Annotated in this window: 12 protein-coding genes, 1 other RNA gene and 1 pseudogene; 10 read left to right on the forward strand and 4 right to left on the reverse strand. The window is 44.3% G+C overall.

All coding sequences use genetic code 11. The features are described 5' to 3' along the window. Positions 1-24: 24 nt before the first annotated feature. Positions 25-2442, reverse strand: coding sequence for an ATP-binding protein (locus tag BM607_RS01010; protein ID WP_071939167.1), 2418 nt, complete (start codon positions 2440-2442; stop codon positions 25-27). A 534-nt stretch (positions 2443-2976) separates the two neighbouring features. Between BM607_RS01010 and BM607_RS01015 the strand changes: the two genes are divergently transcribed. The 8 genes from BM607_RS01015 to BM607_RS01050 all read left to right on the forward strand — a co-directional run bounded on the left by BM607_RS01015 (position 2977) and on the right by BM607_RS01050 (position 11337). Beyond that, entirely contained in the window at positions 2977-5742 is a 2766-nt protein-coding gene (locus BM607_RS01015) for a bifunctional diguanylate cyclase/phosphodiesterase (protein ID WP_071939166.1), read from the forward strand. A 155-nt stretch (positions 5743-5897) separates the two neighbouring features. After that, positions 5898-7136 (forward strand): DEAD/DEAH box helicase, encoded by a 1239-nt coding sequence (locus BM607_RS01020; protein WP_071939165.1) that lies wholly within the window; start codon positions 5898-5900, stop codon positions 7134-7136. A gap of 410 nt (positions 7137-7546) precedes the next feature. Continuing rightward, on the forward strand, positions 7547-8470 hold the full coding sequence (locus BM607_RS01025; RefSeq protein WP_071939164.1) for an IS5 family transposase: 924 nt from the start codon (positions 7547-7549) through the stop codon (positions 8468-8470). A 221-nt stretch (positions 8471-8691) separates the two neighbouring features. Next, on the forward strand, positions 8692-8817 hold the full coding sequence (locus BM607_RS22235) for a hypothetical protein (protein WP_283160771.1): 126 nt from the start codon (positions 8692-8694) through the stop codon (positions 8815-8817). 46 nt (positions 8818-8863) lie between these two features. Continuing rightward, positions 8864-9196 (forward strand): hypothetical protein, encoded by a 333-nt coding sequence (locus BM607_RS01035; RefSeq protein WP_140393417.1) that lies wholly within the window; start codon positions 8864-8866, stop codon positions 9194-9196. Positions 9197-9228: 32 nt separating this feature from the next. Next, a complete protein-coding gene (locus tag BM607_RS01040) occupies positions 9229-10059 on the forward strand; it encodes an ankyrin repeat domain-containing protein (protein ID WP_071939161.1) in 831 nt (276 codons plus the stop codon). Positions 10060-10215: 156 nt separating this feature from the next. Beyond that, positions 10216-10875: a hypothetical protein gene (locus BM607_RS01045; protein ID WP_071939160.1), complete on the forward strand. Its 660-nt coding sequence runs from the start codon at positions 10216-10218 to the stop codon at positions 10873-10875. Between the two features lie 60 nt (positions 10876-10935). Continuing rightward, positions 10936-11337 carry a hypothetical protein gene (locus tag BM607_RS01050; RefSeq protein WP_071939159.1) on the forward strand — a complete coding sequence of 134 codons (402 nt, stop codon included), beginning with the start codon at positions 10936-10938 and terminating at the stop codon, positions 11335-11337. A 94-nt stretch (positions 11338-11431) separates the two neighbouring features. Here the strand turns inward: BM607_RS01050 and BM607_RS01055 are convergent, their stop codons facing one another. Next, positions 11432-11992 carry a tyrosine-type recombinase/integrase gene (locus tag BM607_RS01055; protein ID WP_071939292.1) on the reverse strand — a complete coding sequence of 187 codons (561 nt, stop codon included), beginning with the start codon at positions 11990-11992 and terminating at the stop codon, positions 11432-11434. 76 nt (positions 11993-12068) lie between these two features. On the opposite strand from BM607_RS01055, the gene BM607_RS22045 reads away from it, so the two are divergent. Further along, positions 12069-12260: a hypothetical protein gene (locus BM607_RS22045; protein WP_249269534.1), complete on the forward strand. Its 192-nt coding sequence runs from the start codon at positions 12069-12071 to the stop codon at positions 12258-12260. 528 nt (positions 12261-12788) lie between these two features. Further along, positions 12789-13547 (forward strand): annotated as a pseudogene (locus BM607_RS01065) (IS5-like element ISSod6 family transposase). On the opposite strand, the gene BM607_RS21875 reads toward BM607_RS01065, so the two are convergent. Together BM607_RS21875 and ssrA are read right to left on the reverse strand one after the other, a co-directional pair. After that, a complete protein-coding gene (locus tag BM607_RS21875) occupies positions 13490-13693 on the reverse strand; it encodes a hypothetical protein (RefSeq protein ID WP_071939158.1) in 204 nt (67 codons plus the stop codon). The pseudogene BM607_RS01065 and the gene BM607_RS21875 sit on opposite strands and share 58 nt — an antisense overlap. A 696-nt stretch (positions 13694-14389) precedes the next feature. Then, positions 14390-14745, reverse strand: a transfer-messenger RNA (tmRNA) gene (gene ssrA / locus BM607_RS01070). Positions 14746-14770: the final 25 nt, after the last annotated feature.

The raw sequence follows: 14770 nt of genomic DNA on the forward strand, positions 1-14770 counted from the left end.
TTTTTGTCTCTCTCGCGTTTTTATTTAATCCGCTTTAACTAAGGATCTAAGTGCGGTGAGCTTTTGCTGGGCAATGCCGAAAATGCTCTCGGGAGAATATTGCCCTTGGCTAGGCGTGGCCGTTTGCGACAAACTGCCTGCGGTTTTACTAAGCAGCAACTCCATGGCTTGAGTCACATGGGTAATGGCCCAAATGTGGAACTCACCTTGCGCCACTGCATCGACAATGTCTTTACGTAGCATAAGGTTAGCCATGTTCGAAGCAGGAATAATCACCCCTTGATCTGACGTACGGCCTTTAATTTTGCAGACATCAAAGAAGCCTTCAATCTTCTCATTCACACCGCCAATGGGCTGGGCCTCACCAAACTGGTTCATCGAACCTGTGATGGCAATATCTTGCCTTAGTGCTTGCTCGCTAATGGCCGAGATAATGGCGCAACATTCGGCCATTGAGGCGCTATCGCCGTCCACGCCGCTGTAAGATTGCTCGAAGGTGAGGTAAGTGGTGAGCGGGATTTGCGCTGTTTTACCTAACACTGAGGCTAAATAAGCGGTTAAGATCAACACGCCCTTAGAGTGAATTCGCCCCCCTAGTTTGACTCTGTGTTCGATATCCATCACTTCACCCTTACCAAAGGCAGTGGTTGCTGTGATGCGATTGGGCATACCAAACTGATGATCAGAGGTCGAGATGACGGATAAGGCATTGATTTGCCCAACCACTTTGCCTTGAGTGCTGATCAAGGTGGTGCCGTTGGTAAAGCTCTGCATTATGTTATCGTGCAGACGCGAGACTCTTTGTTCTTGATTTCGCAGTGCTTGCTCAACGTGCGGCACTAAAATTTGCTGACTGCCTGCCGATTTAGCGCAGTAGTTTGATTCCCGCAGCAGGTTGGCAATATTGGCCGAGTGTAGCGACAGTTTTTGCTGATCTTCGGCTTCCCGCGAGCTGTATTCAATGATGCGCGCTATGGCGGCGCGATCGCAGTGCAGCATATTGTTGTCGTGGACTATGCTCGAAATAAAGCGGGCATAGTGCGCCTCAGAGGCGGCGGTTCTGTCCATCACATCTTCAAAATCGGCGGTAACGCGGAATAGCTCGCTAAAGTCAGGATCATAGTGCTGCAGCAGCTGATAGGTTTCATGATCGCCAAACAGGATGATTTTCACATCTAAGGGGATAGGCTCGGGCGCCAAGGAAATCGTACCCGATAGTGACACTTCCCGTTCGAGTGAGCTTAAATCCAGTTTGCGTGAACGCAGGGCGCGCTTTAGTCCGTCCCACACATAAGGGCGCTCTAATACTTTAACGGCATCCATCAATAACACGCCGCCATTCGCCTTGTGCAGGCTGCCGGGACGGATAAGCGAGAAGTCGGTGAACACTGTGCCTCTAAATGTGGCGTTCTCCACATAGCCAAATAGGCTGTGATAACTCGGGCTTTCTTCGACGACTATGGGGAATTTTTGAGTGCCTTGGCCGACCAAAACGTTAACTTGGTAGCGACGGGGCATTTTCTTTTCTAGGGAAGCGTAGGCTAGGCCCAATTGTTCTTCGCTTTCTTCTAAGAAAATATCCAGATTATCTAAGATATCCGCCTGCATACCGGTTAAGAAAGTGCGCGCTTCTGGCTGATGCTTGAACTTATCTTTAAGTGGCTTAATAAAATGGATTAACACTTCTTTGGCGACTTGCTCGTCATGCTCTTGCTGCTTGTCGCTAAATTCTTCTTCCCATTCTGTGATTTGGCGAATAATCCCGCGCAGTTTCACTTCTAGGCCATTGATATTGCTTTCAAATTGGCTGCGTTCAGCATCGGTCAAGGCTTCGAATGAGGCTTCGTCGTGGGGCTCTTCACCATTGAGGGCTAACATTTGATAGTCGCCCTGCATAGTTAAGCTGAGGCTGATGCCTTTTTGTTTTGCTTCTTCGGTTAATTCTGTGAGTGCGACTTCTTGTTTCTGCGATAGCTGGCTTTTGAGCTTTTCGGTGCGGGCATAATACATTTCATTATCAAAGGCTAAAGGTAAAGCTTTGACAAGTTTTAGCATTAACTTTTCGACGGCTTTTTTAAATTCAAGCCCAGTACCCGCGCTCAGTTTGAGTACTTTAGGGCAACGGGTATCGTCAAAGTTGACCACGTAACACCAGTCGTACAGCGTATGATCGCTTGGCTCGTGACGACTTAAATAACGCAGCATCATAGTGCGTTTGCCAAGGCCGTTTTGGCCGATGGCATAAATGTTATAGCCCTTTTCTTTAATCCCCATCGCAAACTCTACCGCTTGCTGGGCACGTTCTTGGCCGACAATATCATCAAGTGGAGTGAGCTCGGCTGTGGACTGGCAATCTGTGCTTAATTGGTCGAGTTCGCAAATGCGATACAGTTGTTTACTGTCGAGTAGGGTGGCTTGGCTTGATACGACGTCAGTGGGCATAAATATCCTTGGTTTTTCAGCCTTATTATTTCCATTGTAGACAATAAGATAGCATTTTTGTCAATCAAAACTCTGTTATTGCTGATTTATGCCTTTAGGGATAGTTATCTGCTGCTAATAAAGTGCTGTAGCACTGCGGTCAGGCTTAATCGGTTAAGTCTAACTAATTGTTACGCAATAAACTTATCCCAATACTGACTCGAAAATTTTGTGCTAAAGTAGCAAAGTCTATGTCAGCAGTGCTTAACTGTGTATGGACACGTTGAGTCTGCTAGAAAGAGTCGGCTAGAAACATCCCTCTAACCTTGATGGTTTGACCTCTCCAGCCTTAAAAGGTGGTTATGATGAGGACGGTTTGCGATTTAAGATTAACGCCAATTGAAATGTAGTGGATTGATATTAAACGTAAAATTTTATGAAGTTTTACCCCTTGGTTAATGCTTTCCCTCTGGGGCTAATGTGAGCATGCGTTTGGGGTCTTACGGTATTCTCGCCGTGGGTCGATTGAGTAGTAACTAAGTATTAGTTGGCAAGATGATGATAGATTTACCTATTTCGCAGCAAGAGCTGGATAACTGGTTGAGGGACGTAAACTTAGTCGCCGAGATATCAAACAGTAAAGCAATATTAATAGCATGGAATGCTGCGGGTGAACTTAGCAGCATGTTAAGTTCAGATTCTGCGGCTGAAAGCGAAATACAGGCAATACTCTGTCAATTAAGCGGTAATCATTCGGCGAAAACCCTGCCTATCGCAACATTATCAGCTACTACGTCATCAACCGCTACACAGCCCAAAGCTGCTCCATCAACAGCCACTCCATCAAACGCGACGACATCAGAATTCACTTCCAGTCCTTCAGATGCTGTTGAAACTTCCGTTGATACCCAATTAGCCCAAGAACAGTTGGTCAGCCCAACTGAGCCGATTTCGCTATTGCCGCGATTAGGTCACCATCAAATCACCTCGTTATTATCTGTGTCAGAGTTAACTGAGTTGGTCAGTCAGTCCCAATTGATCATAGATACTCGGCAGCACTCAGATTGGCGCACTTGTAGCGCAATCGGCAGCGTGATTTGTTTATCCCTCGCTTGGCCATCTGGGGCAGATTTTGGCTTTTTATGTTTTTATCACAACGAGGCGCTCGGCGTAGATTCGAAAACGCTGCAGCTGGCAAAGCTTATCAGCGATAGCATTCAACGCCAGTTAGGCGAGATATTGAGCCAACACAGTGCGGCTGAAGCATTAAGCCGAGGTACGCCAAGGTGTGTCGATACGGTCGATTTACAAACATTTATTGATAGTTTTGAAGAACATATTTGGATGAAAAATGCCGCTGGCATTTATACACTCTGTAATCGCAGCGTCGAGAAAGCATGGGAAATGCCCCGCAGTGAGATTGTCGGTAAATCCGATGTCGAACTCTTTGGTGCTGAAATTGCGAATATTTTTCTAGAGGGGGATAGGCTCGCTATCGAGTCTGGTATGCCAATTATTGTCGCTGAGTGTTTAGACGGCAATGAAGCTAAAAATCATCTTTGGTTAGAAACGCTCAAACTCCCAACCTTAAATACCCAAGGTGAGTTTGTGGGCGTTATCGGTATGACTCGCAATATTTCCAAGCATAAAGCGGTTGAAGAACAACTGACACTGGCGACCAATGTATTTAAAAACTCGGTCGAAGGCGTGGTTGTGACCGACAGACACGGCAATATCACCGACGTAAATGGCGCATTTTTTGAGATCACAGGTTATGTGAGGGAAGAGCTGCTAGGTCAGAATCCACGGATTTTTAGCTCGGGTCGCCATGATAAAGCATTCTTCGACAAACTGTGGAATGCCCTGTTAGCTAACGGTAAGTGGAACGGTGAGATTTGGAATCGGCGTAAAAACGGCACTATTTTCCCGCAAAATATCACCATAAGTACGATTTATGATGAAGTCGGTGATGTGCGTTATTTTGTCGCTGTTTTTGCCGATATTTCTGCCCAAAAAGAGAATGAAGCGCAACTCACGCACTTAGCGTATTTCGACCCGCTAACGCATTTGCCTAATCGCATGAAGTTTATGATGCAGCTCAAACAGGAAGTGCGGCAAGCTAAGCGGCTGAATTTGCAGTTAGCGACAGTGATGATAGATGTCGATTTGTTTAAGCATATCAACGACAGTTTTGGCCATAGCATAGGTGATGAAATGCTGGTCGAGCTTGCCAAGCGTTTACGCAGCCAAGTAGGCGATCAGGATGTGTTATCGCGGATTGGTGGCGATGAGTTTGTGGCGTTAATTTCGGGGATCGATAATAACGAAGATGCCACGGTTGCCATTAATCAATTGCGCCAAGTGTTTGAACAACCTTTTATTGTGAGTACGGGCGACCACCTGCGTTTGACTGCGAGCATGGGCGTGTCTTTGTATCCAAATGATGGAACCGATGCGGACACTTTACTGCGTAACGCCGATGCGGCCATGTATCGCGCTAAAAATGATGGCCGCAATAATTATGCTTTTTATACTGAGTCCTTAACGCAACAGTCTTTTGAACATCTTAAGCTGCAAAGTGCCCTCTATGGCGCGATTGAGCAAAATGCCTTGTACTTGATGTACCAGCCAAAACTCGACTTAGTGTCTCGAAAAACCGTGGGATTTGAAGCGCTGCTGCGTTGGCACGATCCTCAACTGGGTTTGATTTCTCCCGCGGTATTTATACCCGTGGCAGAAAAAATTGGTCTTATCCATGAGATAGGTTTATGGGTGCTAGAAACCGCCTGTCGTCAGGGCATGCGTTGGCTTAGTGAAGGTAAACACTTTGGCCGCATTGCAGTGAACGTGGCCGGACAACAGTTACAGCGTAGTTCCTTTGTGGATGATGTAAAACGTGTCTTAGCTGAAACGGGCTTGCCCGCCAAACACTTAGAGCTTGAAGTGACCGAAAGTGTGATGATGCAAAATCCCGATCTTGCTATCCGTGACTTAAAGTTACTTGGCGATCTGGGCATAGAATTATCGGTCGATGACTTTGGCACCGGTTATTCATCGCTGAATTATTTGAAAAAACTACCCATCCATAAGCTGAAGATTGATCAATCCTTCGTGCGGGATATTCCCTTCGACACTAACAATACTGCGATTGCTAAAGCTGTGATTGCGCTTGGACATGCGTTGAAGCTCGACATTATCGCCGAAGGAGTGGAAACCAAAGAACAAGCCGATTTTCTGCAACAGAATCAGTGCGATCAAGCCCAAGGTTATCTCTTTAGTCGTCCGCAACTACCAGAAGATCTCGACGCATTTCTATCGTGATGCTGGCGTATTGCGAGACTGACTTATGGTAAGGCTAACTATCCTGAAATTGATTTAGTTTCACCCGATAGAACCACAGGGCTAGCGCTATGGCGCTAGTCGCTTGGGTTTGCGTCTGCTAAAATTCTGGTCATTATTTTCAGTGGTTAACCGCAATGTCTTTTAGTGTCTTATCCTTAAACTCCACATTAGTGAATACCTTAGCGAGCCTTGGCTATGAGTCGCCAACGCCTATCCAGCTAGAAGCTATCCCTGCCATCTTGGCGAAACGGGATGTGATGGCTGGCGCCCAAACGGGTACAGGTAAAACCGCGGCGTTCGCCTTGCCAATCTTGCATCATTTGTTGGCACTCAGCCCTGCGCAAGAGTTAACCGCGGTGAGACCTGTACGTGCATTAGTCTTAGTGCCGACACGTGAACTGGCGGTGCAGGTACAGCAGAGTTTTGTTAAGTACGCTAAAGGGACAGATATCCGTGTCGGCATCGCCTACGGCGGCGTGAGTATCGATGCGCAGGTCGCTGTGTTTAATGCAGGGATAGATGTGTTAATCGCAACACCGGGTCGCTTACTCGATCACCTCAGGCAAGGCGCATTGAGTCTTAAGCAATTGAGCGTGCTTGTTTTCGATGAGGCCGACCGTATGCTCGATATGGGCTTTATGGATGAAATTCAAGCCGTGCTCAAGCAAGTGCCGAGTGACAGACAAACACTGTTATTTTCTGCCACCTTAGATGCCGCCATCTTTAGCTTAAGTAAAACCTTACTGCGTGATCCCAAGTTGATTGAAGTTGCCAAGCGCAATACGACCGCTGCCGAAATTGAACAAGTGGTTTATGCCGTCGACGCCGACCGTAAAACCGAACTCGTCAGCCATCTGGTGCGCAGTAAAAACTGGCACCAAGTGCTGATTTTTAGCCGCACTAAGCAAGGCGTCGACAAACTGGTTCAGCAACTCAATAAAGCCGATATTATCACTCAGGCGTTTCACGGTGACTTGTCCCAAGGTGCGCGCGAGAAAGTCTTGCAGGAATTTAAACAAGGCAAAATTCAAGTGCTAGTGGCTACGGATGTTGCCGCCAGAGGCCTAGATATCGTCGAGCTCAAGTACGTGATTAATTTTGAGCTGCCTTTTATCGCCGAAGATTATATTCATCGTATTGGCCGCACAGGTCGAGCGGGCAGTACAGGGCTTGCCATCACCCTTTTTAGCCAAGAGGACGCCCTATTACTGGAAGAAGTCGAAGTCGTATTAGACAAGCGTTTACCACAGCAATGGTTACCCGGCTTTGAACCCGACTTTAATAAAATGGACACCGAACCTAGACGTAACGGCAAAGCGGCCCAAAAACAACGTGCCAAAAAGCGCGCTTTAGGTGGAAAGGGGAAAAGGTAGTTTTTTAGGTGCGGCGTCTGAATGGCTGAATATAATAGATTTTAGATCAAGTGATTAGATGATTTATTTATCGACGCCAGTTCAGCTCCCGCCGCCACATTTGAATCGATAGCAAATCATTTGAAAACTCCAATAAAAAGGGCTTAACCTTGCGGTTAAGCCCTTCTGGTAAAATTGGTGGGGCGGCGGGACTTTAACCTGCATCCAGAACACCTATATTTATTTCTATATATATTAAAATCAGTAAGTTATATTATAATTAAATACTTATCTGATTACTTGAGATTGATAACGACGCAGCTTAACAAGCTGCGTGGGCATAATGTGGACGGCTTTGTTTCCTAAATAGGTTGAACTAAAACCGTAGCCGCAGATCTGATCGGCATCGCCTATCAACTTACCCATCAACCGTGTCAAAACCTCGCTATAAAACAACCAACTGGAAGCAATACAACCAAGCCTTAATCAACCGCGGTTCACTTACCTTCTGGATTGATGAGGATGCAATTGCTAAGTGGAAATCCAAGGTCGAGCAGCCCAAGAAAGGTCGTCCTCGTGTGTTTAGCGACTTAGCCATTACCACTGCGTTGATGGTTAAGCGTATTTTCTCTATGCCACTGCGAGTCTTACAGGGCTTCATCAATTCGGTGTTTAAACTGGGTGACATCCCATTATCTTGCCCGCATTACACCTGCATCAGTAAACGCGCGAAAACGGTCAATATTGCTTTTAAAACCAAGACTCGCGGCGCCATTGAGCACTTAGCTATCGACTCAACAGGCTTGAAGGTCTATGGCGAAGGTGAGTGGAAAGTGAAGAAACATGGTACAGATGGAAAGCGCCGAGTGTGGCGTAAACTGCATATTGCCGTAGATACACATAGCCATGAAGTTATTGCTGCAGAACTCAGTTTATCAGGTGTCACAGACGCTGAAGTGATGCCCAATTTACTTAAGCAAACCCATCGAAAAATCCGCAATATCTCGGGTGATGGTGCTTACGACACGAAAGCCTGTCACGAAGCCGTTCGTCGAAAACGCGCTTTAGTGCTCATTCCACCTAGGGAAGGTGCTGCGCTATGGGAACAAGGGCATCCACGAAACTTAGCCGTCAGTTGGCAACAGCTTCATGGCTCAAATAAGCAGTGGAAAAAACGGTATGGTTATCATCGCCGTTCAATCTCAGAAACCGCTATGTACAGGATAAAACAACTGCTAGGAGGCACGTTGAGCATGCGGAATTATAACGCTCAGGTGGGAGAAGCTTACGCGATGATTAGGGCTTTGAACAAGCTTACTGGGCTAGGTATGCCTGAAACCCACTATGTAGCTTGATATTTGAACAATGATGAGAGTTTTGTTCGCTGACTCGATTTAGGAAACAAAGCCAACCAACATGGGTGTTAGTCTGTAGATTTCAAGAAGTAACACACAAAGCTTTTTATGACTTTTATCCAGAAGAGACTATTAATATTCCTTATAGGGAAACAGATTTAAGTTTGGTGACGCGAGCATTAAGGTATGATCCCAATGTATTGTGTGGTGACTTGGTCGCGATGGATACTAATTTTGCTGGCGAGCAAGGATATTTTACCATCATCCTGTCCTTTATCAAGGCGGAAAATACCAAAGAATACACAGTGCATTTCTATCCAGTAGGGACTCGTTACACCATTAAGTAACTCGTCCCTAGTTATGTTCGGATCAACGTTCCAAAAAGGAATTATTATGAATAGGTTCTGGGGATGGGGATTAACTCTAATGTTATTCAGTTGTACGAGTATTGAAAATCGTTATTACGATTTAAATACCCGTATCGAGTACTCTGAACATTTAAATAGTTTAAAAAATGACTATGGTGAAGGTCGATACTATATGTTTCAAGCTGTTGATTTTGAAAAAACAGGCGACCGTCAACCTAGTTTAGCAAGACTTAAAAAACTGATTAGCTTACATGCGAATATCCCTGTTGGTTGTAAAAAAAATATGGAAATCATCGATAGCACAAGGAATTTATATGAGGGTGGTGGGGAAAGCATTATCATCAAGTGCAGTGAATGATGTGATGAGATTACGGTTACATGAGTAAGCTTATGTTGAAACGAGTTATCAGTTATGTGATGTTTGCATGTTTACTCAGTGCCTGCGCTTCAGAGCCGCATTTTCAGGCCTTGGAAGACGCCGAAAAAGCACATAATCAGAAACAGCGTGAAACTTCTTTAGTGCTAATGGATTTGGATGAGATATTCCCTGATCCTCAAGTTCGAGCATTGGCGAAAGCGGCAGGAAGAGGCGATATCAAAAAAATCCGTGAGTTAGTGGCAAATGGAGTCGATGTCAATGCTCAGGGTAGATCTACAGGCACGCCCCTGTTTTGGGCAATTTATAAGGGTAACCTTGAGGGCTTTGAAGAATTACTAAAACAAGGCGCCACACCCAATGTCAAACTTGAGGGCTCTAGTACAGTGATGCATTGGGCGACCAGAAATAAAGATAGTCGCTTTTTACAGTTGGCATTAGCCTATGGTGGCGATCCAAATCTTAAAGGAGGAATGTTTGATGCCCCACCTATTGAGGAAACCGTTGAGTTAGGCGGAAAAACGATACCCAGGAATTATTATCTGCTCATCGAAGCTGGCACAGATCTTAATATAAAAACAAACACAAACGCTACCCTATTAACTCAAGCAGCTGGTAGACGTCGATACGATATTGTTTTAGATCTATTAAATCGTGGTGCCGAGTTCCAAATGGTTAACCGGAGAGGCATCATTGTTTTATTTGATTGGTTAGCCGAGCATGAGCGGGTGATGGATAAAAATGAAGACGCCTATAAACAGAAGAAAAAAGTTGAACAGTGGTTACAAGACAGAAATATTGACTTCAGCATAATCACTCCAGGCTCAAAGGGGAATTCTGGCTAATAGTGTCCGAGGATTTTTTGAGTGGTAAAGCCAAGGCGTTAACCGTGTATTTTTATCTACTCAGTAAAGCCCATTAAGTCGCTTGGTGTTGATTCGGTTGATGTATTGGCTAAATTAGTTTTGAGCTGATATGGGTAAGAGTGGAAGGAATGAGTGATGAAGTATTTGTTACTGCTTATCGGTCTTTGCTTGTGTAGCTGCACTTCCACGACTCTGGAGGTGGCCAGCGTGCCTTCCGTCATTCCTTGGAAGCCCGTTCCCGATACTAAGGAATACACGTATAACAAAAGCCTTGATGATATTATTGAATTTCCCGACGTTAATTTGTCGTTACTATTCAACAATTATGAAACCAAGTACCGAGGGAATGCGATATTGGGTATCGAGATGAACCGTTGGCCCGATAGTCAATTTAATAATGATGAAATCATACTCGCATTGGGGGTAAAACCCTTGAAGTTGAATGTTGAGTTAATAGCAAACAATATCGTGCTAATCATGAAAGTTGATGGTATTGAACAGCATTTCAAGCCATATAGGGTAATGAAATTTAAAGACTATGATACTAAATTTTGTGGTTTTGATAACTCTTTTGGTGGATGGGGTACTCGCAGTGTCGATATTGCCGATAACAAAGAGAGTTTACGGCTCGGCAGTGGATTTGTAGATAACTGCTATAACCTGTACTTTAAATTCCCTGAAAAGGTCAAAGATGTAGATTTTGCTCTCGATTTTTCCGGCTCCCTGCTACCTCTGGATAATCATCAAGTCATCTATTTTCATAAGAAACTGATTAAGTGGATGTCATCTAACTAAAACGGACTAAATTTTCGATTTTACGAAAGACGTAAGTACATCTTGGGAGTTAGCCCCTCAATGAGTGCAGGTTTTATGAGAATTTTACATGTGTTACCTAAAACGGTTGCCATTGTACTTGCTGGCTTAAATTTAGCGGGCTGTCCCACTCAATTTAATGTTGAGGTTTTGAATGATAGCAGTAGTACCATCCACATTCTGTCTGGCTATTCAGATCTAGAGTTATCTCGGATTGAACCAGGTGAAGCAACCCAAGTTGCATATAACCTTGATTGTTTTAGGGTTAGGGCTGGAGAGCTGATTTATGAGTACAAACCTGTGATGCCACCAGCTCAGTATGTTCAAAATGGATTGTTTAGCTCGCTATTTAAAGCTGTATTCACAGGTGCTCAGGAGTTAAAAATTTATGTGGATGGTGAAAAGCAAAATGAATCGCTCTATCTCGTAAAAGGTTGTAAGTAATGTAAACACATTAAGCCGTAACTCTCTTGCGTTGCTATTTAAAAATAAAGTCGTTTTTGACAAAAAATAAGGAGGGTGAGCACCCTCCTTATTTTTAGATTTCCAGCTCGACAAAGTCCTTATCGATATCGTCTTGCTCAATACCGATATACCTCAGGGTAGTGTCTTCAGCGCTATGCCTGAGCATCTTCATCACTCGACCAATATCTTTGGTTTGTTGATACAGCAGATAGCCACGGGTCTTGCGCATGGAGTGGGTGCCTAAGGCGATTTTGAGTTCTTCCCCAATCATCGCTAGGGCACGGCAAATATAGCGGCGTGACAAAGGCGCGGGTTTGATATTTTTAGCTCTTTGATTACGGTAGGACTGAAATAGGTAGATATGGTTAGGTTGCTCGCGCGCAATACGCTGTATCCGTTCTAGCGTTTTTGAGTTGAGTTTGATATTGGCAATTTTGCCGGTTTTAGATTCCTTAATGATAAGTCTATCGCCGTGGATATCACTGAACTTAATTGAGAGTAAGTCGGAGATCCGCAGGGCAAGATTAAGGCCGATATTCCACACATCGGCCAGTTGCTGGCTAAACTGTCTTTCGAGCAGATAGCTGATAAGCTTAACGGTGTCTTGATCTTTAACGGCTTGAACCTCAGGCATGGTCATGTTCCTCTTTTTTGCTATAGCGTGTTTTTGGGTACTTACACTTTTGAAGGACACATGGGACAAGGGGTTGATGGTTCTTAAGAATAAGACAGACGAGTCATTAACCAACATCATCGGCAAACTGGCCGATCTACAATGCCAAACCCACAAAGTGACAGCAAGCATTGAGCAAGACCAGCGCAGCCCTAAAACATGGTTAGGCAGCGATAGCGAAAACGTACTGAAGTTATTATCCGAACTCATGGAACCGTTAACGCATTAGCCACCACCTGCGCCAGCCATACCCACGGAGCTAGCCCAGCACCAAACGAGGCGGGCGACTTCAGCAGCCAAGCATCACAAGCCAATAGTCAGAAAGGCAGACTTGATCCGATAACCAAGTAAGGACTTCATTTTGTTAAGATGTAATGAATATATCTGTGATTGCTTTCCAGTTGTTTAAGTACTTACCTTCATTATCAGGTGTTATTTTAAATAGTGGGACTTTGGATTCCCACTTAACAGCTGTTTTGACATCATCACTGGGAACGATGAAAATTTCAGGTGTTTTATCGAGTTCAATCCATATATTGCAAAAAATATAAAAGAAGTTCTCAGAAGCTCTAGGTTGGTTTTTGCCGACTATCCACTGCCTCGGTTGAGTTTTACCTTGAGACGCTTTAACCTGAATACTAGCTACATGTTGACCATCATCTGTTACTAGGGTCTGTTGATCTTTCGAAAGTGATTTTTAGACAGCATGGCAAGACGTTATAATTTGCTTCGCCAAAAGTAACCATAACCTCAAGCCATGCCAAGACTTATGCTAACCGATGCACGCTGGGAAAAGCTATTTCATTTAATGAAAAGCACAGGCCGTGTTTATGACAAACCTGAACATAGACAAACATTCGAAGGTATTCTTTACCGCCTTAGAACAGGTATCCCTTGGCGAGATTTACCTAAAGAGTTCGGTCATTGGAGCACGGTCTTTAGACGGTTTCATTTATGGTCTAAGAAAGGCGTTCTAGCACATTTATTCAAGGTCTTAGCCAACCTTGCTGATATAGAATGGGTCTTTATTGATGGCTCGATAGTGCGGGCTCACCAGCACAGTGCAGGTGCAGCGACGCTAAGTAATGAGAGTATTGGTAAAAGTCGAGGCGGTAATTCAACCAAAATTCACTTAGCCGTCGACAGCGGAGGATTACCGATTTATTTCGAATTATCAGAAGGCCAAAAACACGATATTACACACGCCCCCAGCTTAATTGAGCACCTGAAGCAGGTTGATACCGTCATTGCAGATAAAGGTTATGACAGCGATGCTTTTCGTGAACTTATCGCAAATAAAGGCGGGAAATCTGTTATTCCAAGGCGCCGCTATAAGAATACACCTCAAGAAAGAGTCGATTGGTGCTTATATCGGTATCGACATTTAGTGGAGAATGCTTTTTGAAGAATTAAACACTATCGAGCAATATCAACAAGATATGACAAGCTAGCAAGAAATTACGCCAGTATGGTGTCACTGGCGTTTATGTTAATGTGGCTGCCGATGTATTGCTGAACAACATTTGTACAGCAAAGATCAACAGACCCTAGTAAATCTACGCCCTTAGTCCCATTATTCATTAACGCAACAGCGATACCACGACGAGATAAGTGGTATGCAACTAAATACTCGCCAGCATCCCCAATCAGTCTATTGTTCATTCGTTTTCCTATTTTTATGGGAGTAATTAGTTTTTTTGAACTACTCGTTTTTAAATATGAGTAGTCAAAACTAATTTGAGTTATCAACTGTACCTCTTATCTAGTTAGATAAGAGGTACAGTTACTATTTACATAGTGCCGCAACGATTTCGAGACCTCACATAGAATCATCTGAAACAGCAATAAAAAATCATTAAAAGAATGAAATACGCCACGAAAACCAGCGCGACAGAGAAACCACGCCACGAAATCCGCACTCTTCCTCACCCTCCTACTCGCTTTATATGTTAATTTTTTTTCAGTTTTAGTTTATTACAGTTCATAGGCGCAGCCAGCGCCATTCCTAGGGGTTTTGAAGGATCAAAGATCTGAAATGATCGCGGTTTATTTCACTGTTTTACAGTTCCATACAGCGCGTTTGGTGATGGTGGAAAATATCTAAGCATTGATTTAATTGGTTTTTACGTGGATTTCGTGGGGTTTTTATGAATGAGTGAAAAATATAGAAAAAGATCTAAGTAAGAATAATCAACAACTTAAGACGATCAAAAACTGAAATGATTTTTGATAATTTAAGAGGGGGAATTTATCAGAGGGAAAAAGATATGAAACAGTAAGTAGAATTTTCGGTGTCGCCATTTTGTCGCCACCGAAAAGAAAAAGGGCTTAGCATTTCTGCTAAGCCCTTGTTTTATTTGGTGGAGGCGGCGGGACTTGAACCCGCGTCCAGAACACCTACATCCAAGGCACTACATGCTTAGTCTCTCTTTTAATTAACCCGAATAAACTCCGAAAGACAGGATTTCATCGGGCGAGTCCGGTACTATTTCGCGGTTCACCCCCGGACGGAGTTCCCTCGCTATCAAATGTAGGATGACCATCTGTATACACTGCCCATTTGAGAGACCTGTGTCAGATGGCTAGCTAGCCTAAGCTGCTAGAGAGTAGTTAGAGTCGTTTGCAACTATAACGGTGCGGCTTTTTACGAGGCCAACCGCCCCTCGGCATGCTCCCAGGGTTTCGTGAATCCTGTCGAATCCAGAATCGCCCCCAAGAATTTGATTGTAACCCGTAGCA

The sequence above is a fragment of the Shewanella sp. SACH genome (genome assembly GCF_001887095.2).
Classification (GTDB): Bacteria; Pseudomonadota; Gammaproteobacteria; order Enterobacterales; family Shewanellaceae; genus Shewanella; species Shewanella baltica.

Bases quoted from the DNA above. Each gene is read 5' to 3' on its own strand.
- BM607_RS21875 (WP_071939158.1), bottom strand. From the start codon at position 13,693: ATGAACAATAGACTGATTGGGGATGCTGGCGAGTATTTAGTTGCATAC.
- BM607_RS01040 (WP_071939161.1), top strand. From the start codon at position 9,229: ATGTTGAAACGAGTTATCAGTTATGTGATGTTTGCATGTTTACTCAGT.
- BM607_RS01010 (WP_071939167.1), bottom strand. From the start codon at position 2,442: ATGCCCACTGACGTCGTATCAAGCCAAGCCACCCTACTCGACAGTAAA.
- BM607_RS01015 (WP_071939166.1), top strand. From the start codon at position 2,977: ATGATGATAGATTTACCTATTTCGCAGCAAGAGCTGGATAACTGGTTG.
- BM607_RS01055 (WP_071939292.1), bottom strand. From the start codon at position 11,992: ATGCCTGAGGTTCAAGCCGTTAAAGATCAAGACACCGTTAAGCTTATC.
- BM607_RS01045 (WP_071939160.1), top strand. From the start codon at position 10,216: ATGAAGTATTTGTTACTGCTTATCGGTCTTTGCTTGTGTAGCTGCACT.
- BM607_RS22045 (WP_249269534.1), top strand. From the start codon at position 12,069: ATGGTTCTTAAGAATAAGACAGACGAGTCATTAACCAACATCATCGGC.
- BM607_RS01050 (WP_071939159.1), top strand. From the start codon at position 10,936: ATGAGTGCAGGTTTTATGAGAATTTTACATGTGTTACCTAAAACGGTT.
- BM607_RS22235 (WP_283160771.1), top strand. From the start codon at position 8,692: ATGGATACTAATTTTGCTGGCGAGCAAGGATATTTTACCATCATCCTG.
- BM607_RS01035 (WP_140393417.1), top strand. From the start codon at position 8,864: ATGAATAGGTTCTGGGGATGGGGATTAACTCTAATGTTATTCAGTTGT.
- BM607_RS01020 (WP_071939165.1), top strand. From the start codon at position 5,898: ATGTCTTTTAGTGTCTTATCCTTAAACTCCACATTAGTGAATACCTTA.